The organism is Streptomyces poriticola, assembly GCF_036689765.1.
Taxonomy (GTDB): Bacteria; Actinomycetota; Actinomycetes; order Streptomycetales; family Streptomycetaceae; genus Streptomyces; species Streptomyces poriticola.
In genome coordinates, this window is the sequence record NZ_JBAGKH010000005.1 from 91566 (window position 1) to 111395 (window position 19830).

General features: G+C 73.4%; 22 protein-coding genes and 1 pseudogene. 13 read left to right on the forward strand and 10 right to left on the reverse strand.

Annotation, left to right across the window (positions count from 1 at the left end; translation table 11 throughout):
- Positions 1 to 104 precede the first annotated feature (104 nt).
- Positions 105 to 389, forward strand: coding sequence for a type II toxin-antitoxin system Phd/YefM family antitoxin (locus tag V5O46_RS10440; protein WP_332884233.1), 285 nt, complete (start codon positions 105 to 107; stop codon positions 387 to 389).
- A 92-nt stretch (positions 390 to 481) separates the two neighbouring features.
- On the opposite strand, the gene V5O46_RS10445 is transcribed toward V5O46_RS10440, so the two are convergent.
- On the reverse strand, positions 482 to 1474 hold the full coding sequence (locus V5O46_RS10445; RefSeq protein WP_332884234.1) for an ABC transporter permease: 993 nt from the start codon (positions 1472 to 1474) through the stop codon (positions 482 to 484).
- Positions 1475 to 1580: 106 nt separating this feature from the next.
- Between V5O46_RS10445 and V5O46_RS10450 the strand changes: the two genes are divergently transcribed.
- The 7 genes from V5O46_RS10450 (at position 1581) to V5O46_RS10480 (ending at position 6994) form a co-directional block, all read left to right on the forward strand.
- Complete coding sequence (locus tag V5O46_RS10450) at positions 1581 to 2228, forward strand: TetR/AcrR family transcriptional regulator (protein WP_332884235.1); 648 nt, start codon at positions 1581 to 1583, stop codon at positions 2226 to 2228.
- A gap of 128 nt (positions 2229 to 2356) precedes the next feature.
- Positions 2357 to 2659 (forward strand): urease subunit gamma, encoded by a 303-nt coding sequence (locus V5O46_RS10455; RefSeq protein ID WP_332884236.1) that lies wholly within the window; start codon positions 2357 to 2359, stop codon positions 2657 to 2659.
- Positions 2660 to 2697: 38 nt separating this feature from the next.
- Complete coding sequence (locus V5O46_RS10460) at positions 2698 to 3009, forward strand: urease subunit beta (protein ID WP_332884237.1); 312 nt, start codon at positions 2698 to 2700, stop codon at positions 3007 to 3009.
- Positions 3002 to 4723, forward strand: coding sequence for an urease subunit alpha (locus V5O46_RS10465; protein WP_332884238.1), 1722 nt, complete (start codon positions 3002 to 3004; stop codon positions 4721 to 4723). Before V5O46_RS10460 ends, V5O46_RS10465 begins: the two co-directional genes overlap by 8 nt.
- A gap of 11 nt (positions 4724 to 4734) precedes the next feature.
- Complete coding sequence (locus V5O46_RS10470; protein WP_332884239.1) at positions 4735 to 5409, forward strand: urease accessory protein UreF; 675 nt, start codon at positions 4735 to 4737, stop codon at positions 5407 to 5409.
- A 119-nt stretch (positions 5410 to 5528) separates the two neighbouring features.
- Positions 5529 to 6209, forward strand: coding sequence for an urease accessory protein UreG (ureG, locus tag V5O46_RS10475; protein ID WP_332884240.1), 681 nt, complete (start codon positions 5529 to 5531; stop codon positions 6207 to 6209).
- Positions 6206 to 6994, forward strand: a complete 789-nt coding sequence (locus V5O46_RS10480; RefSeq protein WP_332884241.1) for an urease accessory protein UreD — start codon at positions 6206 to 6208, stop codon at positions 6992 to 6994. The genes ureG and V5O46_RS10480 overlap by 4 nt, the downstream gene beginning before the upstream one ends.
- Before the next feature lie 98 nt (positions 6995 to 7092).
- Here V5O46_RS10480 and V5O46_RS10485 read toward each other — a convergent pair whose 3' ends face one another.
- Together V5O46_RS10485 and V5O46_RS10490 are read right to left on the reverse strand one after the other, a co-directional pair.
- On the reverse strand, positions 7093 to 8127 hold the full coding sequence (locus tag V5O46_RS10485; protein ID WP_332884242.1) for an NAD-dependent epimerase/dehydratase family protein: 1035 nt from the start codon (positions 8125 to 8127) through the stop codon (positions 7093 to 7095).
- Between the two features lie 58 nt (positions 8128 to 8185).
- The gene (locus V5O46_RS10490; protein WP_332884243.1) at positions 8186 to 8938 is read right to left on the reverse strand and encodes a lysophospholipid acyltransferase family protein; all 753 of its coding nucleotides are present in this window, start codon (positions 8936 to 8938) and stop codon (positions 8186 to 8188) included.
- A gap of 239 nt (positions 8939 to 9177) precedes the next feature.
- Between V5O46_RS10490 and V5O46_RS10495 the strand changes: the two are divergent.
- Positions 9178 to 9598: pseudogene (locus V5O46_RS10495) on the forward strand (RpiB/LacA/LacB family sugar-phosphate isomerase); the annotation flags it as partial.
- A gap of 72 nt (positions 9599 to 9670) precedes the next feature.
- On the opposite strand, the gene rocD reads toward V5O46_RS10495, so the two are convergent.
- The 3 genes from rocD to V5O46_RS10510 all read right to left on the reverse strand — a co-directional run bounded on the left by rocD (position 9671) and on the right by V5O46_RS10510 (position 12368).
- Positions 9671 to 10891 carry an ornithine--oxo-acid transaminase gene (gene rocD / locus V5O46_RS10500; RefSeq protein WP_332884244.1) on the reverse strand — a complete coding sequence of 407 codons (1221 nt, stop codon included), beginning with the start codon at positions 10889 to 10891 and terminating at the stop codon, positions 9671 to 9673.
- Entirely contained in the window at positions 10888 to 11727 is an 840-nt protein-coding gene (ddaH, locus tag V5O46_RS10505; RefSeq protein WP_332884245.1) for a dimethylargininase, read from the reverse strand. The genes rocD and ddaH overlap by 4 nt, the downstream gene beginning before the upstream one ends.
- A 116-nt stretch (positions 11728 to 11843) precedes the next feature.
- Positions 11844 to 12368 (reverse strand): Lrp/AsnC family transcriptional regulator, encoded by a 525-nt coding sequence (locus V5O46_RS10510; RefSeq protein WP_332884246.1) that lies wholly within the window; start codon positions 12366 to 12368, stop codon positions 11844 to 11846.
- A gap of 77 nt (positions 12369 to 12445) precedes the next feature.
- On the opposite strand from V5O46_RS10510, the gene V5O46_RS10515 reads away from it, so the two are divergent.
- The 4 genes from V5O46_RS10515 to V5O46_RS10530 are packed head-to-tail and all read left to right on the forward strand — an operon-like array spanning position 12446 to position 16525.
- Positions 12446 to 13210 (forward strand): LytR/AlgR family response regulator transcription factor, encoded by a 765-nt coding sequence (locus tag V5O46_RS10515; RefSeq protein ID WP_332884247.1) that lies wholly within the window; start codon positions 12446 to 12448, stop codon positions 13208 to 13210.
- A gap of 3 nt (positions 13211 to 13213) precedes the next feature.
- On the forward strand, positions 13214 to 13573 hold the full coding sequence (locus V5O46_RS10520) for a hypothetical protein (RefSeq protein WP_332884248.1): 360 nt from the start codon (positions 13214 to 13216) through the stop codon (positions 13571 to 13573).
- Between the two features lie 19 nt (positions 13574 to 13592).
- Positions 13593 to 15323 carry a sodium/solute symporter gene (locus V5O46_RS10525; RefSeq protein ID WP_332884249.1) on the forward strand — a complete coding sequence of 577 codons (1731 nt, stop codon included), beginning with the start codon at positions 13593 to 13595 and terminating at the stop codon, positions 15321 to 15323.
- Entirely contained in the window at positions 15320 to 16525 is a 1206-nt protein-coding gene (locus V5O46_RS10530; RefSeq protein ID WP_332884250.1) for a sensor histidine kinase, read from the forward strand. The genes V5O46_RS10525 and V5O46_RS10530 overlap by 4 nt, the downstream gene beginning before the upstream one ends.
- 3 nt (positions 16526 to 16528) lie before the next feature.
- Here the strand turns inward: V5O46_RS10530 and V5O46_RS10535 are convergent, their stop codons facing one another.
- The 4 genes from V5O46_RS10535 to V5O46_RS10550 form a co-directional block, all read right to left on the reverse strand.
- A complete protein-coding gene (locus V5O46_RS10535) occupies positions 16529 to 16696 on the reverse strand; it encodes a hypothetical protein (RefSeq protein WP_332884251.1) in 168 nt (55 codons plus the stop codon).
- 74 nt (positions 16697 to 16770) lie between these two features.
- The gene (locus V5O46_RS10540; RefSeq protein ID WP_332884252.1) at positions 16771 to 17721 is read right to left on the reverse strand and encodes a cytochrome c oxidase assembly protein; all 951 of its coding nucleotides are present in this window, start codon (positions 17719 to 17721) and stop codon (positions 16771 to 16773) included.
- A gap of 155 nt (positions 17722 to 17876) precedes the next feature.
- Positions 17877 to 18902 (reverse strand): 6-phosphofructokinase, encoded by a 1026-nt coding sequence (locus V5O46_RS10545; protein ID WP_332884253.1) that lies wholly within the window; start codon positions 18900 to 18902, stop codon positions 17877 to 17879.
- Between the two features lie 193 nt (positions 18903 to 19095).
- The gene (locus V5O46_RS10550) at positions 19096 to 19824 is read right to left on the reverse strand and encodes a type 1 glutamine amidotransferase (protein WP_332884254.1); all 729 of its coding nucleotides are present in this window, start codon (positions 19822 to 19824) and stop codon (positions 19096 to 19098) included.
- Between the last annotated feature and the right edge of the window lie 6 nt (positions 19825 to 19830).

Below are 19830 nucleotides of genomic sequence, written 5' to 3' on the forward strand. Positions count from 1 at the left end.
AGACCTCCCGCGGCCCGCGCCGTACACGTGTCCCGCCCCCATCGTGCTCCCCGGGGCGGAACAGCGCAGCCGGGCCGCCCCGACTCCCGCCGTAAGCTGGGGTCATGGCCTACGAGATTCCGGTGACGCAAGCCAGGGCTGAGCTCGCCGATCTGATCAACCGCGTGGTGTACGGCGGTGAGCGCGTCGTCGTGACGCGGCACGGGAAGCCTCTGGTCGCCCTGGTCTCCGCCGCCGACCTCGAGCGCCTGGAGGAGGGCCCGGAGCCCCCGGGCGAGCAGGTGGCCACCTCCGTCTCCGGCGTACGCGATGCCACCGCGGCGCCGCGCGAGCGCCCGCGGCAGCGCTTCGGTATCGCGGCGGAGCACCGGGGCGCCGCCCCGTCCTGAGCCGGCCCGCGCGCGGCATGCGTCCGGCCGGGCGCGCGCCGCTCCTCGACCGCGGTGCGCGGCGCACGGCCGGAGCATGACGGCACGCCGGGTCAGCCGACCGGCGCCGGCCGGCGGTCGGCGGTGGCCGCGGCGGGGCGATTGCGGTCCCGCAGCGCACCGCCGAGCAGGACCGCGCCCAGGCCGAGGGCGGCCCACCAGGCCAGAGTGAGGGCCGGGCCGGCGGCCGCCGCCCCGTCGAAGAACGACACCGAGCGCAGCAGCGAGACACCCGCGCCCGGCGGCAGCCACTGACCGATCGCGCCGACCGGCTCGGGCAGCAGCTCCGGTGCCGAGGCCGCGCCCGAGAACGGGTTGCCGAGCAGCATCACCAGGAACGAGCCGAGTCCGATGCCCGGCCGGCCGAGCAGCGCACCGAGCCCGGCGACGGCCCCGGCCACGGCCAGCGTGGACAGTCCGAGCACCCCGGCCACCGCCCACCAGTTCCCCGTGGTCACCCCCAGCCAGCTGTGCGCGATCCCGGCGGCAACCACGCCGACCAGGGCCGCGGTACCGGTGAGCAGGGCCACCGCGCGCATCCCGCGCAGGCCGAGCAGGCTCACCGCGGCACCGGTGGCGATCCCGGCCAGCGCGAGCGGCAGCACGCTGGACGCCAGACCGGAGCCGCGCGGATCCCCGGCGGGTGCCGGCACCACGTCGACCGTCTGCGGCCGGGCGCCGGTGGCGGACATCTGCTCCGCCGCCTGCTGCAGCAGCTGCGCGACGGCGGGGCCCGCCGCTGTGGCGGTGAGCAGCTTCGGGCCCTGCCCGGTCACGACCAGTGCGCCGTACACCGTGCGGTCCTCGATGGCGTCGCGGGCGGCGGACTCGTCGGCGTAGCGGTGGACCTCGAAGGCGTCGCCCTGCCCGGCGAGCCGCTCCTCGACCTGGGCGGCGGCGGGAGCCGGTCCGGCCACGCCGAGCGGCAGATCGCGGGGCGCGGTGCGGGCGGCCGGCCAGGCGAAGGCCCACAGGGCCAGCGCGATCAGGGCCGGAATCAGGAGCGCGACGGCGACGGCGCGACGGCCGGCCGGCGATGTGGTCATGGAAACCCCTCCGTAAAAAGAAGGATCGTTCGTTTTGGATGTGCCCCCACCGTCGCGCCACTCCGGTTCCTTGTCAAGAAGGAATGTTCGTTTTACATTCACCACCATGGCTCGCGTATCCCAGGCGCACCTCGACGCCCGCCGCCGTCAGATCCTCGACGGCGCCGCTCTCTGCTTCGCCCGGAACGGCTTCCACGCCACGTCCATGCAGGACGTCCTGAAAGAGGTGGATCTGTCCGCCGGTGCGGTCTACCGCTACTTCAGCGGCAAGGACGAGCTCATCGGGGCCATCGTCGCCGAGGTGCTCGGCACCGTGCGGGAGGTGTACGAGCGGGCCGCTCGGGAGACCCCGCCGCCCACCCCCGATGTGCTGATCCCCCGGACCATGGCGCAGCTGCAGCAGGAGCGGCCGACCCTGCTGGCCGACGGCACCTGGATGTTCCCCCGGCTGATGCTGCAGGTCTGGGCGGAGACCGTGCGCAACGAGGAGCTGGCGGCCGTGCTGCGGGACGGGTTCGCCGTGGTCCGCGGGTCCTGGCGGCTGCTGGTCGAGGCGTACAAGGAGGCGGGGCTGATGCCCGCCGACGCCGACGCCGACGCCATGGCCCGAGTGATGATCGCCTTTGTGCAGGGGTTCGCGGCGCAGCTCGCCCTGTTCGGTCCGGTGCCCGAGGAGACGCTGCGGGACGGTCTGCGGGCGTTGATGAGCGTGCAAAGGAACGATCAAGAAAGTAGCCCTGAGCAACGATCGTGATCGTCCGCGGGGTTAACGTGACCGAAACCCGGTGCAGCTAGCCTGCGGACCCCGGACACCAGGGGCGTGGCCCGGTAGCCGCGGCAACCGGACCCCCACGGTCCGGAGCGAGGACTGTGAGGTGGGACGTGCAACTGACCCCGCACGAACAAGAACGGCTGCTCGTCCATGTGGCCGCCGACGTCGCCGAGAAGCGCCGGGCCCGCGGCCTGCGGCTCAACCACCCCGAGGCCGTCGCCCTCATCACCGCGCACATCCTCGAGGGCGCCCGGGACGGCCGCACCGTCGCCGAGCTGATGTCCTCCGGACGCAAGCTGCTCACCCGCGACGACGTGATGGACGGCATCCCGGAGATGGTCCACGACGTGCAGGTCGAGGCGACCTTCCCGGACGGCACCAAGCTCGTCACCGTCCACGACCCGATCGTGTGACCCCGTCGCGTGACCGCTCGTGTGAAAGGGCTGCTGCCGTGATTCCCGGAGAGATCCTGTACGCCGACCCGCCGATCGTCTACAACGAGGGCCGCGTGGTCACCCGGCTGACCGTGCTCAACGCCGCCGACCGGCCCGTCCAGGTCGGTTCCCACTACCACTTCGCCGAGGCCAACCCCGGCCTGGAGTTCGACCGCGCAGCCGCCCACGGCAAGCGGCTCAACATCGCCGCCGGCACCGCCGTACGCTTCGAGCCCGGCGTCCCGGTCGAGGTCGAGCTCGTCCCCGTGGCCGGCGCCCGCGTCGTGCCCGGACTGCGCGGGGAGACCGGAGGCGCCCTCGATGCCTGAGATCTCCCGCGCCGCCTACGCCGACCTGTTCGGCCCGACCACGGGCGACCGCATCCGGCTCGCCGACACCGACCTGCTGATCGAGATCGAGGAGGACCGCGCGGGCGGCCCCGGGCTCGCCGGCGAGGAGGCGGTGTTCGGCGGCGGCAAGGTCATCCGGGAGTCCATGGGCCAGTCCCGGGCCACCCGGGCCGACGGCACCCCCGACACCGTCATCACGGGCGTGGTCGTCGTCGACCACTGGGGCGTCGTCAAGGCCGACGTGGGCATCCGCGACGGCCGGATCACCGGCATCGGCAAGGCCGGCAACCCCGACACCATGGACGGCGTCCACCCCGACCTGGTCATCGGCCCGGAGACGGAGGTGATCGCGGGCAACGGCCGCATCCTGACCGCCGGGGCCATCGACGCCCATGTCCACTTCATCTGCCCGCAGATCGCCGACGAGGCGCTCGCCGCCGGCATCACCACCCTGGTCGGCGGAGGCACCGGCCCGGCCGAGGGCTCCAAGGCCACCACCGTCACTCCGGGCCCCTGGCATCTGGCCCGGATGCTGGAGGCGATGGAGGCCCATCCCGTCAACGTCGGCCTGCTCGGCAAGGGCAACACCGTCTCCCACGAGGCGATGCTGTCCCAGATCCGGGGCGGGGCGGTCGGGCTGAAGATCCACGAGGACTGGGGAGCGACCCCGGCCGCCATCGACGCGGCCCTCACCGTCGCCGACCGCACCGGCGTCCAGGTCGCCATCCACACCGACACCCTCAACGAGGCCGGATTCGTGGGCGACACCCTCGCCGCGATCGGCGGCCGGGGCATCCACGCCTACCACACCGAGGGCGCGGGCGGCGGACACGCACCCGACATCATGACCGTGGTCTCCGAGCCCCACATACTGCCCAGCTCCACCAACCCGACCCGGCCGTTCACCGTCAACACCGCCGAGGAACATCTCGACATGCTGATGGTGTGCCACCACCTCAACCCGGCGGTTCCCGAGGACCTGGCCTTCGCCGAGTCCCGGATCCGGCCGTCCACCATCGGTGCCGAGGACGTGCTGCACGACCTGGGCGCGATCTCCATCATCTCCTCCGACTCCCAGGCGATGGGCCGGGTCGGCGAGGTGGTCATGCGGACCTGGCAGACCGCCCACGCGATGAAGAGGCAGCGCGGCGCACTGCCCGGCGACGGCGGCGCCGACAACCACCGCGTACGCCGCTACGTCGCCAAGTACACGATCAACCCCGCGCTCGCCCAGGGCCTCGCCCGCGAGATCGGCTCGGTCGAGACCGGCAAGCTCGCCGACCTGGTGCTGTGGGAACCGGCGTTCTTCGGCGTCAAGCCGCTGCTGGTGCTCAAGGGCGGGCAGATCGCCTATGCGCAGATGGGTGACGCCAACGCCTCCATCCCGACCCCGCAGCCGGTCCTGCCCCGGCCGATGTTCGGGGCGATCGGCCGCGCGCCCGCCGCCAACTCGGTCAACTTCGTCGCCGACGCGGCGCTCGAGGGCGGGCTGCCGGAGCGGCTGCCGCTCGGCAAGCGATACGTGGCGATCGCCTCGACGCGCGGCGTCACCAAGGCCGACATGCGCGAGAACGACGCCCGGCCCGAGGTGGTGATCGACCCGGACAGCTTCGCCGTACACATCGACGGGGAGCTGGTCGAGGCGGAACCGGCCGTGGAACTGCCCATGGCACAGCGCTACTTCCTGTTCTGAGGCCGGGCGTCATGTCGAGAGCAGCACTCCTCGTCCTGGCCGACGGCCGCTTCCCGGCCGGCGGGCACGCCCACTCCGGCGGAGCCGAGGCGGCGGTGAAAGCCGGGCGGGTCACCGACGCCGCGAGCCTGGAGACCTTCTGCCGGGGCCGGCTGCACACCACGGGGCTGGTCGCGGCCTCGCTCGCGGCGGCGGCCGCTCTCGGTGCCGATCCGGTGGCGCTGGACGGGGCCGCGGACGCCCGGACGCCCTCGCCCGCGCTGCGGACCGCCGCCCGTCGGCTCGGGCGGCAGCTGCTACGGGCCGCCCGCGCCACCTGGCCCTCGGGTGAACTGGACGCCCTGGCACGGGAGTTCCCCAAGGGCGCCCACCAGCCGGTGGTGCTCGGGCTCGCCGCGCGGGCGGCGGGGCTGGGGCCGGTCGACGCGGCGTACTGCGCGGCGTACGAGAGTGTCAGCGGGCCGGCGACGGCGACGGTGCGGCTGCTCAGCCTCGATCCGTTCGATGCGACGGGGGTGCTGGCGCGGACGGCGGCCGAGGTGGACCGGACGGTCGACCGGGCCGTGGAGGCGGCGCGGTCGGTCGTGGAGTGCGGGGTCGAGGTGCTGCCCGCGGCTTCTGCGCCGCTGATGGAGATCGCGGCGGAGGAGCATGCGGCGTGGGGGGTGCGGTTGTTCGCGTCCTAGGTACCTCCGCCCCTGCCGCCCCTTCCTTTCCCGACCCCGGGGGGCCTCGCCCCGGACCCCGTACCGGCCTTGCGGCCTCGTCCTCGAGCGCCGGACGGGCCGAGACATGGAGCCGCTGTATGCATCTCGACCATTCCCACCACGGGCCCGCCGCCGTCAGCGCCGATGCGCACCGGCCCGACGGGACCCGCCGCGCGCTGCGGATCGGCCTGGGCGGGCCCGTCGGGTCCGGGAAGACCGCGACCGTCGCCGCGCTCTGCCGGGCGCTGCGCGACGAGCTGTCGCTCGCCGTCGTCACCAACGACATCTACACCCGTGAGGACGCCGAGTTCCTGCTCCGCGAGGCGGTGCTGCCGCCCGAGCGGATCACCGCCGTGGAGACCGGCGCCTGCCCGCACACCGCGATCCGCGACGACATCTCCGCCAACCTCGAAGCCGTCGAGGACCTGGAGGAGGAGGCCGGGCCGCTCGACCTGATCCTGGTGGAGTCCGGCGGCGACAATCTCACCGCCACGTTCTCCAAGGGCCTGGTCGACGCCCAGGTCTTCGTCATCGACGTGGCCGGCGGCGACGACATCCCGCGCAAGGGCGGTCCCGGCGTCGCCACCGCCGACCTGCTCGTCGTCAACAAGACCGACCTGGCGCCGTACGTCGGCTCCGACCTGGCCCGGATGGCCGCCGACGCCAAGGAGCAGCGCGGCGAACTCCCCGTCGTCCTGCAGTCGCTGCGCGAGGAGGCCGGAGTGCGCGAGGCCGCCGACTGGGTGCGGGGCCGCCTCGCCGCGTGGACGTCGGCATGAGCACCCCCGGCGGCGTCCGGGCCACCGCGCGGATCCTCGCCCGCGGCGACGGGCGGGGCGGCACGTCCCTGCCCGTGCTGGAGGGTGGGGGGCCGCTGGCCCCGCGCCGCACTCGGGGGAGCGGCGCCGAGGCCCGGGTGATGCTGGTCGGCGCGATGAGCGGGCCGCTGGGCGGCGACCGTCTCGCCGTCGAGGCGGAGGCCGGCGACGGCGCCCGGCTGCGGATCGGATCGGCCGCCGCCACCATCGCGCTGCCGGGGCCCGGCAAGGGCGACGCCCGCTACGACGTCCGGCTGACCGTCGGCGACGGGGCGGAACTGCACTGGCTGCCCGAGCAGTTGATCTCCGCCCGCGGAAGTGACCTGTCCGTCACCACCCGCGTCGATCTCGCGGCCACCGGGCGGCTGGTGCTGCGCGAGGAGCAGGTGCTCGGCCGCGCCGGTGAGGAACCGGGGCGGCTCGGCAGCCGGCTCACGGTGCGGGTCGCCGGGCGGTGCGTCCTCGACCAGGAGCTGACCTGCGGACCCGGCGCACCGGGCGGCTGGGACGGCCCGGCCGGACTGGCGGGACACCGCGCCGTCGGCCAACTGGTCCTCGTCCGGCCGGAGTTCGCCGAAGCCCCGCCGGCCGCCCGGGTTCTCGCGGACGGAGCGGCCATCATGCCGCTGGCCGGGCCGGCCGCGCTGGTCACGGCGGTCTCACCGGACGCACTGCGGCTGCGGCGGGTCCTGGACGCAGCGCTGGCGTACCTCGGCACCCGCCCCGAGGCGCGCCTCCGCGCCTGACACCGGCCGTCCTGTGCCGCCGTCCCCGGCGGTGGGCTGTGGCGTATCCCTGCCCGGCAGCCCGCCCGGACGTGCGGGGACGGGACGCAAGCCGCCCGTCAGACGGGGAGCCCGGCCAGCCAGGCGTCTTCCGCCGTGTAGTCGAACAGGTCGCCGTACGCCCGGGCCATCTTCGGGTACGCCTCCCGCCAGTCCCGACCGTCCAGGTGCCCCTCGATCCAGGCGATGGTGTCCGGCAGCGTGTCGGCGTACCGGACCACCGGCCGGTAGCCCAGCTCCCGCTCCGCCGCCGACATGTCGCACACCACCGGCGCCGGCACCGTCCAGGGCGTGTCGCCCACCCGGGGCGCGGGGGGCGCTCCGTCCACCAGCACGCTCTCGGTCCGCACGCCCATCACCGCGTCGATCTCCCGCGCGATCCGGGCCACGGTGGGCGCGTCCGGGTCCACGGCGTTCAGGACCCGGGAGCCCGGCCGGGCGGCCGCGAGCCGGACCAGTTCGGCGATGTTGTGCACGCTCGCCGGATGGAACCGGCTCTCCCCGCCGTAGGCGAGCACGCGCTGCCGCCGGCCGTCCAGGTTGCGCTTGACCACGTACAGCTCCCGCGGGGTCCGGCAGTGCGTGCCGTGCACCGCACCGGCGCGCAGCAGTGTGGCCGGCAGCCGGTCGCCCGCCGCCAGGAGCTCCCGCTCAAGCGCCGCCTTCCGGGTGCTGTACGAGGAGTCGCCCGGCCGGACCGTGCGCTGCTCCTCGCTGAGCGGCACCGGGTACTCGGGGAACCCGCCGGGCTCGCCCTGGGTGTCGAAGTTCCGCCCCCGGTCGTCCTCGTACACCGACACACTGGAGATCACGACCGCCGAGCCGACCCGCCCGGCCAGTGAGATCAGCTGCCGGGCGTGCCCGGGCCCGAACGCCACCGTGTCCACCAGCACGTCGCAGCCGTCGCCGACCGCAGCCGCCAGCTGCGTGTCGTCCTCCCGGTCGGCCCGCACCACGCGCACCCCCTCCGGCCGGCCGCGATCCCCGTCGCCGCTCCGCGAGACGGCCGTCACGTCCCACCCGTCGCGCGCCAGCGCGTCCACCGTCGCGCGCCCGATCTGCCCCGTCGCCCCGATCACCACAGCTCGTGTCATGCGGGGACGGTACGGCGACGGTGGCGTTCGCCGCAGCCCGTTCTGCCGGCGGCAGAAGTCAGCCGAGCGGCATCCGCCGGCCGGAGCGGCGCCGCCGCGCCGTGCGGGCCGCCCGCTGCGCCGCCTGTGTCTGCTCGGCCTCTTCCGCCTTGACGACGGCCGCGTACCGGTCGACGTACTCCTGCCCGGACAGCGCCAGGATCGCGTACATGATCTCGTCCGTGACGGCCCGCAGCACCGCCTTCTCGTTCTCCATGCCGGCGTACCGGGAGAAGTCCAGCGGCTTGCCGAACCGGATCACCACCGGGTGGAGGTGCGGGACGATCCTGCCGGGCGGCTGTGCCTCGAAGGTTCCGATCATCGCGCAGGGGACGACCGGCACACCCGCTCTCAGCGCCATCGCCGCGACACCGACCTTGCCCTTGTAGAGCCGTCCGTCGTGCGAGCGGGTGCCCTCCGGATAGATGCCGAGCAGCTCGCCCCTGCCGAGCACGGCCAGCCCCTCGCGGATCGCGGCCCGGCCCGCCTCCTTCCCCGAGCGGTCGACCGGGATCTGCCCGGCGCTGCGGAAGAAGAACGCCGTCAGCCGCCCCTTGAGCCCGGGGCCGGTGAAGTACTCGGCCTTGGCCAGGAAGGTGATCCGGCGTCTGAGCACGGCGGGCATCAGGAAGTGGTCGGAGAACGAGAGGTGGTTGCCGGCCACGATCGCCGGACCCGACGCCGGCACCCGGTCCAGCCCCTCGATCCGGGGGCGGAAGAGCAGCCGCAGCAACGGGCCCAGCAGCACGTACTTGAGCAGGTGGTAGAACACCGTTCGTTCCCTCCGTCGGCCGGGACCCGCGTGACTGTTGCTGTCATACCCGGTCGGGCCCGGGTTCCGCACCGGGGCGTCAGGACAACCGGGAGCCAGGACGACCGGGAGCCAGGACAACCGGGAGGCCAGGGCAACCGGGCCGGCGGGACAACCAGGACGGCGGGACGGCGGGACGGCGGGGGAAGCGGTGAACGGCACTCCGGTCGTGGTCACGGCGCGCGGGCAGGCTCGGCGGCATGCGGATCTCCGTCTCCTCCGACATGGCCGAACCCGCCGCCCGCTCCCGGTCGAGGAACTGCACCGGCGCGGGCACGAGGTGCGCCCGCACGGGGCGCTGCGTCCCGGGGACGCCCCCCGGTGGGCGGTCTGCTCGGAGCGGGCCGCGCGGGATGTCGCCGAGGGCTCGGCCGGCCAGGCCGTGGTGTGCTGCCGGACCGGCACCGGCGCCTCGATCGCCGCGAACAAGGTGCCCGGCGTCCGGGCGTCCTCTGCCCGGACGCCTGCACGGCGGACGGAGCCCGCCGCTGGAACGCTGCCCATGTGCCGACGCTCAGCCTGCGGCTGACGTCGGAGCCGCCGCTCGAGGAGATCCCGGCCGCCTGGTTGGCCGGGGAGGCAGGCACGGACGCCGAGGACCCGGAGAACGTGGCACACGTGGCGGCTCGACCGGGGCCGAGCCGCTCCGTAGCGGCGCGCGGTCCGCGCGCCGGCGGTCCGCGCCGCCGGGGCTCAGGCCGTCAGGACCTTCTCCAGGGTGCCCAGCGCCTCCTGCAGCTCCTCCGCCGTGATGGTCAGCGGCGGCGCGATCCGGATCGTGGAGCCATGGGTGTCCTTGACGAGGATGCCCTCCCGCATCAGCCGCTCACTGACCTCACGGCCGGTGCCGAGCGCCGGGTCCACGTCGACGCCCGCCCACAGTCCGCGCGCCCGGAACCCGGTCACGCCCTTGCCGGTCAGACCGGCGAGCCCGGCCCGCAGCACCTCGCCCAGCTCGTCCGCCCGCCGCTGGAACTCCCCGGTCTCCAGCAGCTCCACCACCGCCGTGCCGACCGCCGCGGCCAGCGGGTTGCCGCCGAACGTCGAGCCGTGCTCGCCCGGGTGCAGCACCCCGAGCACCTCGCGCCGGCCGACCACCGCCGACACCGGCACGATGCCGCCGCCCAGCGCCTTGCCGAGCAGCACCACGTCCGGTACCACCGACTCGTGCTCGACGGCGAGGGTGCGCCCGGTACGGCCGAGCCCCGACTGGATCTCGTCCGCCAGGAACAGACAGCCCGCGCGGCGGGTCAGCTCCCGGACGCCCGCCAGATAGCCGTCGTCCGGGATGATCACCCCGGCCTCGCCCTGGATCGGCTCGATCAGCACGGCCGCCGTGGTCGCGTCGACAGCCTCCTCCAGGGCCGCCAGATCGTTGTAGGGCACGATGCGGAAGCCGGGTGCGAAGGGGCCGAAGCCCCGCCGGGCGTCCTCGTCCGTGGAGAAGCCGACGATCGTCGTGGTCCGGCCGTGGAAGTTGTCCGCGGCGACCACGATCGTCGCCCGGTCGGCCGGGACGCCCTTGACGTCGTAGGCCCACTTGCGGGCCACCTTGATGCCGCTCTCCACCGCCTCGGCGCCGGTGTTCATCGGCAGCACCATGTCCATGCCGGTCAGCCCCGCGAGCCGCTCGGCGAACGAGGCGAGGCGGTCGTTGTGGAAGGCACGGGAGGTCAGCGTCAGCCGGTCCAGCTGGCGGTGGGCGGCCTCGATCAGCGCCGGGTGCCGGTGGCCGAAGTTCAGCGCCGAGTAGCCGGCCAGCATGTCCAGGTAGCGGCGGCCCTCGACATCCTCCACCCAGGCGCCCTCCGCCCGGGCGACGACCACGGGCAGCGGGTGATAGTTGTGCGCGAGGACGGGCTCCTCGGCGCGGATCAGCTCCGCCGAGCTGCGGGTGCGGGCGGGTGCGGTCATGAGTGGTTCTCCCGGATTTCCTGGGTGCAGCACTTGATGCCGCCGCCTGCCTTGTGGAACTCGGACAGGTCGACGGGGACGGGGACGTAGCCACGGTCGGCGAGCCGCTCGGCCAGACCGGTCGCGCCGGGCGAGATGAACACATGGCGGCCGTCGCACACGGAGTTGAGGCCGAACGCCATCGCGTCCTCGCGGGTGGCGAGCACCGCGTCCGGGTACAGCCGGGCGAGCGCCTCGCGGCTGCCGGGCGAGAACGCCTCCGGGTAGTACGCGATGTTCCCGTCCGTCCCGTGCCCGGCGTCGTCGAGGACGAACAGGGCCGTGTCCAGATGGTAGAAGTACGGGTCGACCAGCGTCAGCCCGATCACCGGCACCCCGAGGTGCTCCTGCACCTCGCGATGGGCCGCCCGGGTGGTGCGGAACCCGGTGCCCGCCAGGATCCAGCGGCCCGCCGGCACCAGGTCGCCCTCGCCCTCGCAGACCGCTTCGGGCTGGTGGACGTCGAAGCCGCGGCCCTTGAACCAGGCCGCGTACGGCACGGACTCCGGGCGGCGCTCGGGGGCGTGGAACAGCGAGCCGAAGACCCTGCCCTCCACGACGACGGCGGCGTTGGCGGCGAAGACCATGTCCGGCAGACCGGGCACCGGTTCCACGGTCTCCACGGTGTGGCCGTGGGCACGGTAGGTGTCCGTCAGCGCACGCCACTGCTGCAGGGCCAGGACGGTGTCCACGGGAGCGTCGGGCTGCATCCACGGGTTGATCGCGTACTGCACGGCGAAGTGTCTGGGTTCGCAGACCAAGAAGCGCCGCCGGCGCGGCACACGGGGGTCGGTCACAGAGGGGTTCCTCCGCTTCGCTCACAGGGTGTGACGGGGTTGACACCACGGTAAGAAGCGACCCGGACGGGCGACAAGGAACAATGACTGCGTGTTCACGCAGGATCGCTGCGTTCTCAGCCTGGCCGACGCACGTCCGATGCGCGTTCCCCGGCGTCCTCCGGGGCAGGCTGACTGGTGCCCGCCTCCGGACTGTCCGGGATCAGATGGGACAGCACCATCACACTGATCGTCTTCCGGATGAACGGCTCCGTACGGATCCGCTCCAGCACCTCCTCGAAGTGCTCCACGTCCCGCGCCCGCACGTGCAGCAGCGCGTCCGCACCCCCGGTCACCGTCATCGCCGCCGTGATCTCCGGATGGTTGCGCACCACCTCCGCCAGCCGCCGCGGCGGCGCGGCCCCTTCGCAGTACACCTCCACATAGGCCTCGGTCCGCCAGCCCAGCGCCGCCGGCCGCACCGTCGCCGTGAACCCGGTGATCACCCCGGTCTCCCGCAGCCGGTCCACCCGGCGCTTGACCGCCGTCGCGGACAGCCCGACGTCCGCGCCGATCTCGGCGAAGGAGGTCCTGGCGTTCGCCATCAGGGCGGTGACGATCTTCCGGTCGAGCTCGTCGAACGACGTGGGCCTGCTGCTCATGCGGGCACTGTATCCAGCGCGAACGCCGACGCCGGGCACATGTGCAGGCGCCCGGATCGCCCCTAGACTCCACGTCCATGCTGCGCGCCCTGGCTGTCGACGACGAACGCCCCTCGCTCGGGGAACTCGTGTACCTGCTCAACGCCGATCCGCGGATCTCCGCCGCCGAGGGCGCCGGCGACGCCACCGAGGCGCTGCGCCGCATCACCCGCGCCCTGGAGTCCGGGCCCGACGGCCCCGAGGCCATCGACGTCGTCTTCCTCGACATCCAGATGCCCGGCCTCGACGGCCTCGACCTGGCCCGGCTGCTCGGCGGGTTCGCCCGGCCGCCCCTGGTCGTGTTCGTCACCGCGCACGAGGACTTCGCCGTCCGGGCCTTCGACCTCAAGGCCGTCGACTACGTGCTCAAACCCGTCCGCAGGGAACGCCTGGCCGAGGCCGTGCGCCGCGCCGCCGAACTGCGCGGCCGGGGCGGTGAGCCCACCGCACCCCGTATCCCCGTCCACGAACCCGACCCCGACCACATACCCGTCGAGCTGGGCGGTGTGACCCGCTTCGTCGCCGTCGACGACATCACCCATGTCGAGGCCCGGGGCGACTACGCCCGGCTGCACACCGGCAACGGGAGCCATCTGGTCCGCATCCCGCTGTCCACCCTGGAGGAGCGCTGGCGCTCCCGCGGCTTCGTCCGCATCCACCGCCGCCATCTGGTCGCTCTGCGCCACATCGGCGAGCTACGCCTCGACGCCGGCACCGTGAGCGTCCGCATCGGCGACGAGGAACTCCAGGTCAGCCGGCGCCACGCCCGCGAGCTGCGGGACCTGCTGATGAGGAGGCCGTGACCCGTGACCCCGCACCCCGCCGACCGGCGCGTCGTCGTCACCGGCCCGCCCCGGCGCACCCGGACCGGCCCCGGCTCCTACCGCCCCCGCACCGAGATCGACGAGCAGACCACCCTCGGCCACACCTATGTGCGCTCCCTGATGCGCAGCCAACTGCGCGCCGGGCTCACCGTCTTCGCGGTGCTCGTGCTGCTCGTCGGCCCGCTGCCGCTGGTGTTCGCCGCGGCACCGGACGCCCGGCAGCTGGAGTGGGCCGTCCTCGGCTTCGGCCTGTACGCCCCGCTCGTCCTCCTCGCCCGCTGGTACGTGCGCCGCGCCGAACGCAACGAGCGCGACTTCGTCCGCCTCGTCGAAGACCGCTGACCCCGGCAGTCACCCGCCCATGAACTCCGGCTACGCCGTCACCGCCGTCGCCCTCGTCGTCGTCGCCACCGTCCTCGTCGGCGCCTTCGGCCTGCGCATCTCCCGCACCACCTCCGACTTCTACGTCGCCTCCCGCACCGTCGGCCCGCGCCTGAACGCCGCCGCGATCAGCGGTGAGTACCTGTCCGCCGCGTCCTTCCTCGGCATCGCCGGACTGCTCCTGGTGCAGGGCCCCGACATGCTCTGGTACCCGGTCGGCTACACCGCCGGCTACCTGGTCCTGCTGCTGTTCGTCGCCGCCCCGCTGCGCCGCTCCGGCGCCTACACCCTGCCCGACTTCGCCGAGGCGCGGCTCGCCTCACCGGCCGTCCGGCGCCTGGCCGGGGCCTTCGTCGTCGGCACCGGCTGGCTCTATCTGCTGCCCCAGCTGCAGGGCGCCGGGCTGACCCTCACCGTGCTCACCGACGCCCCCGACTGGCTCGGCGGGGTGATCGTCGCCGTCGTGGTCACCGCCATCGTCGCCGCCGGCGGCATGCGCAGCATCACCTTCGTCCAGGCCTTCCAGTACTGGCTCAAGCTCACCGCCCTGCTGGTGCCCGCCCTCTTCCTGGTCCTGGCCTGGCAGGGCGACGGGGCGACCGGCCGCGCCTTCGACGAACCGGCCGCCTTCCGCGAGCAGCGGTCGGTCCGGGTCGAGGACGCCCTCACCCTGAAGCTGGACCGGCCGCTCACCGTCACCATCGACGGCACCGTCGACGGCCGTCCGCACGACGGAACCCGGCTCCGGCTGCCCGCCGGCACCCACCGCATCGACGCCGGCACCCGCCTCACCTTCACCGAGGGCACCGCCGTCCCGGCCACCGACCGGGGCGCCGACGACGCCCTGTCGCCGTCCCGGGCCGAGAGCCGCACCGAACGCCCGCTGTACGCCACCTACGGACTGATCCTCGCCACCTTCCTCGGCACCATGGGACTGCCGCATGTCGTCGTCCGCTTCTACACCAGCCCGCACGGCGTCGCCGCCCGCCGCACCACCGTCGCCGTCCTCGCCCTGATCGGCGCCTTCTACCTGCTGCCGCCCGTCTACGGCGCCCTCGGCCGCCTCTACGCCCCCGAGCTCGCCCTGACCGGGGACGCGGACGCTGCGGTGCTGCTGCTGCCCGAGCGGATGATCGGGGGAGTCGGCGGCGATCTGCTGGGTGCGCTGATCGCGGGCGGTGCCTTCGCCGCGTTCCTGTCCACCGCCTCCGGGCTGACCATGGCCGTGGCGGGCGTGCTCACCCAGGACGTGCTGCCCTCCCGTGGCGTGCGGCATTTCCGGCTCGGCACCGTCCTCGCCATGGCCGCGCCGCTGGCGGCGAGCATGCCGGTCGGCGGGCTGCCGATCGCCGACGCCGTGGGTCTCGCCTTCGCCGTCTCCGCCTCCTCCTTCTGCCCGTTGCTCGTCCTCGGCATCTGGTGGCGGCGGCTCACCCCGCCGGGCGCGGCGGCCGGGATGCTGGTCGGCGGCGGCTCCGCGCTGGTCGCCGTCGCCGCGACCATGGCCGGCTTCCCGGGCGGCGGCGGTGCCCTGCACGCGCTGCTGGCCTGGCCCGCGCTCTGGTCGGTGCCGCTGGGCTTCCTCACCATGATCCTGGTGTCGCTGGCCACGCCGGGCCGGGTGCCGGCCGGGACGGCGGCGATCCTCGCCCGGTTCCATCTGCCGGAGGAGCTGCGCACCGAGGAACGGCGTACGGAGGTGAGCACGTGAGCGGATTCCTGGCGGGCCTCTGCGTCGCCGTGCTGCCGCTGCTGGCGGTCGGCTTCTGGCTCGGCCGGCGCACGGCCCGGCCGCAGCACCTCGGCGGACTCGGCACCCCCGTCGAGCACGCCACCTTCGAGACCCTGCACACCGCCTCCCTCGCCGCACCGCCGCTGCGTGCAGGGCTGACCGAGGAGACCGCCCGCAGGTCGGCCCGCAAGCTGCGCTCCCTGCTGGGCACGGACGCGCTGTGCCTGACCGACGAGAAACAGGTCCTGGCCTGGGACGGCATCGGCGGCCACCATCGCACCGAGATCATGGAACGGCTCGCCGGACCGCTGCAGACCGGCCGCGGCGAGGCCTTCCAGCTGGCCTGCGACACCCCCGACTGCACGGTCCGCTGGGCGGTCGTCGCCCCGCTCACCGTCGACGACCGGGTGCACGGCGCCCTGGTCGCGTGCGCGCCCCGCGAGTCGGCCGTGCTCGTCCGGGCCGCGGGGGAGGTGGCCCGCTGGGTCTCCGTGCAGCTGGAGCTCGCCGATCTGGACCAGTCCCGCACCCGGCTCATCGAGGCCGAGATCAGGGCGCTGCGCGCGCAGATATCCCCGCACTTCATCTTCAACTCGCTCGCGGTCATCGCCTCGTTCGTCCGCACCGACCCCGAGCGCGCCCGCGAGCTGCTGCTGGAGTTCGCCGACTTCACCCGCTACTCGTTCCGCAGGCACGGCGACTTCACCACCCTCGCCGACGAGCTGCACGCCATCGACCACTACCTGGCGCTGGTGCGGGCCCGCTTCGGTGCCCGGCTCGCCGTCACCCTGCAGATCGCCCCCGAGGTGCTGCCGGTCGCCCTGCCCTTCCTCTGCCTGCAGCCACTGGTCGAGAACGCCGTCAAGCACGGCCTGGAGGGCAAGTCCGACCGCTGCCACATCCAGATCACCGCCCAGGACGCGGGCGCCGAGGCCCTGGTCGTCATCGAGGACGACGGCGCGGGCATGGACCCCGGCCTGCTGCGCCGCATCCTCGCCCGCGAGGTCAGCCCCTCGGGCGGCATCGGGCTGTCCAATGTCGACGACCGGCTCCGCCAGGTCTACGGCGACGACCACGGCCTGGTCATCGAGACGGCCGCCGGTGCCGGCATGAGGATCTCCGTCCGGCTGCCCAAGTACCAGCCGGGCGTGCACTCGGGCGGACGGCTCAGCGGCCCCTGAGGATCAGGAGCGGGTGGCGACCATCCCCAGGGTGAGCAGACCCAGGACGACCCAGCCGAACCACAGCCAGCCGTTCCCGCCGAGCGCCACCGTGTACGCGGTCACCGTGACCAGGCCGCCGATGGTCAGCGCCCCCATCGCCTTCGTGGAACCGTCCATGGAACCGGGCATCGCAACACCCTCCTCGTAGGCCGTTCCCTCCATGGTGCCCCAGCCCCGGGCGGAAGCCGAACGGTGCGGCGGCCTCAGTTCCCGCGGGCGTGCAGCGACGCCAGATAGGCGTTGTACGCCTCCAGCTCCTTGTCCCCGTCCCGGTCGGCGGCCCGGTCGGTGCGGCGGGCCTGCCGCTGGTCCGAGGCGTACCACTGGAACAGCAGCGCGACCAGCACCAGCACGGACGGGATCTCGCTGAACGCCCAGGCGATACCGCCGGCCGCGTTCTGGTCGGAGAGCGGGTCGATGCCGAGCGAGGCGGGCGGGTTCTGGAACGTCTCGACCATGGTGGTGGACGCCATCATCAGCGCGATGCCGAAGAACGCGTGGAACGGCATGCCCGCGAACAGCTCCAGCATCCGCATCAGGTACCCGGGGCGGTGCGGCCCGGGGTCCACGCCCATGATCGGCCAGAAGAAGACCAGGCCGACGGCGAGGAAGTGCACCATCATCGCGATGTGCCCGGCCCGCGAGCCCATCAGGAAGTCGAAGAGCGGGGTGAAGTACAGCCCGTAGAGGCTCGCGATGAACAGCGGAATGGTGAACACCGGGTGGGTGACGATCCGCATGTACCGGCTGTGCAGCAGCATCAACAGCAGCTCGCGCGGACCCTTGCGGCCCCGGCCCGTCGGCGGCAGCGCGCGCAGCGCCAGCGTGATCGGGGCGCCGAGCAGGATCAGGATCGGCGACACCATGCTGATGATCATGTGCTGCACCATGTGCACGCTGAACATGACCATGCCGTAGTCGTTCAGCTTGGTGCACATCGTCAGCACGATGGACAGCACCCCGAGCACATACGCGGCGGTCCGCCCGACCGGCCACCGGTCGCCGCGCCGCACCAGGCGTGCCACGCCCCAGCCGTACAGGGCCAGCCCGAGCAGGCAGGCCACGAGGAAGAACGGGTCCGTGGACCACTCCAGGCTCCGCGCCAGCGTGAACGGCGGCAGATCCATCATCATGCCGTGCCCGCTGTGATCCATCCGCCGGCTCCTGATTCGTGGGGGTTGCGTACGGTCTGTCCACAGCTGTCTGCCGACAGCTGTTTGTCCGCACCAGAGTAGAACCGCCCCCGGCCGCGTCGGCGACCGGGGGCGGTTCTGCGTCCGGGGAGATCCCTACGGCGCCCGATGGTGCCTCACAGCACGCACTCCGCCTCGGCGTACCGGTCGTCCGGAACGGTCTTGAGCGTCTCCACGGCCTCCGCCAGCGGCACCGTCACGACGTCGGTGCCGCGCAGCGCGGTCATCCGCCCGAACTCGCCCCGGTGCACCGCCTCCACCGCGTGCCAGCCGAACCGGGTCGCCAGCACCCGGTCGTACGCCGTCGGGGTACCGCCGCGCTGCACATGCCCGAGGATCACCGGCCGTGCCTCCTTGCCCAGGCGCCGCTCCAGTTCGAGGGAGAGCTGCCGCGCCACACCGGCGAACCGCTCGTGGCCGTAGATGTCCTTGCCGCCCTCGTCGAACGCCATCGTGCCGGGCCTGGGCTTGGCCCCCTCGGCGACGACCACGATCGCGAACCGCTTGCCCGCCGCGAACCGCTCGCCCACCTTCGCGGTCAGCTCCTCGATGTCGAAGGGCCGCTCGGGGACGACGACCGCGTGGGCACCGGCCGCCATGCCGGAGTGCAGCGCGATCCAGCCGGTGTGGCGGCCCATCACCTCCACGATCAGCACCCGCTGGTGGGACTCGGCGGTGGTCTTCAGCCGGTCCAGCGCCTCGGTCGCCACCGTGACGGCGGTGTCGAAGCCGAAGGTGACGTCCGTGACCGCGATGTCGTTGTCGATGGTCTTGGGGACGCCGACTATCGGCAGGCCGTTGTCCGACAGCAGCCGGGCCGCCTTCAGCGTGCCCTCGCCGCCGATCGGGATGATCGCGTCGAGGCCGAGCTCCCGGACGTGTCCCCTGGCCCGCTCCACACCGTCCCGCAGATGCTCGGGCCGCACCCGGGAGGAGCCGAGGATCGTGCCGCCGCGGGCCAGGATACCGCCCACGGCGTCCAGGTCGAGCTTGAGGTAGTCACACTCCAACAGGCCCTTCCAGCCGTCCCGGAAGCCGATGACCTCGTCACCGTGGTCGGCGACGGAACGGTGCACGACGGACCGGATGACGGCGTTCAGGCCGGGGCAGTCGCCGCCGGACGTGAGGACACCAATGCGCATAGCCCGATATACCTTCTCAAACTGGGCACGGGGACCGGACCGCGCTGTCCGGCTCGATCCCCGCCACCCTAGCGGCATCGGACCGCGGGACCGAACAACGCGTCCGTCTGCTGGACGTGCCCGCTCACCTGTGCGGATGAGCCTTCAGAAGGGTGCCTGCGCAGCGGCGTCCACGCAGGCTGCGCAACGGTGCCTACGCGGGCTGCTGCGCGGCTTCGATGCGCTCGTTGCGGAGTGCCTCGTACCAGCGGTCGTCCGTCGGCGGCAGGGCGTTGACGTCCAGGGCCAGCTTCAGCAGCAGGTCCGCGATCTGCGGGTTGCGGGCCAGCACGGGGCCGTGCATGTACGTCCCGAAGATGGTGTCGTTGTACGCGCCCTCGGTGCCGTCGCCCGTGCCGTTGCCGTTGCCGAACCGGACCCGGGCGAACGGGCGCGCGGTGGGCCCCAGACGGGTGACGCCCTGGTGGTTCTCGAAGCCGGTCAGCGGGGGCAGGCCCAGCTGCGGGTCGATGTCCCCGAGCACGTCGCCGACGCACCGCTCGCCCTCGCCGCGCACCGAGACCACGTCGAGCAGCCCCAGACCGGGCTCTCGCTGCCCGAGGTCGTTGACGAACTCGTGGCCGAGGATCTGGTAGCCGGCGCAGACCGAGAAGACGATGGCGCCGTTCTCCACCGCCCGGTGCAGCCCGCCGTCGCGGCGCAGCCGCTCGGCCGCCAGCCGCTGCGGCCGGTCCTCGCCGCCGCCGATCAGATAGATGTCGCCGGAGGTCGGGATCTGCTGGTCGCTGCGCACGTCGAGGCGGGCCACCTCCAGGCCGCGCTGCCGGGCACGGCGCTCGACGACGAGGACGTTGCCCTGGTCGCCGTAGGTGCTGAGCAGGTCCGGGTAGATCCAGACGACCCGCAGTTGGTTGTCGCTCACGAAACT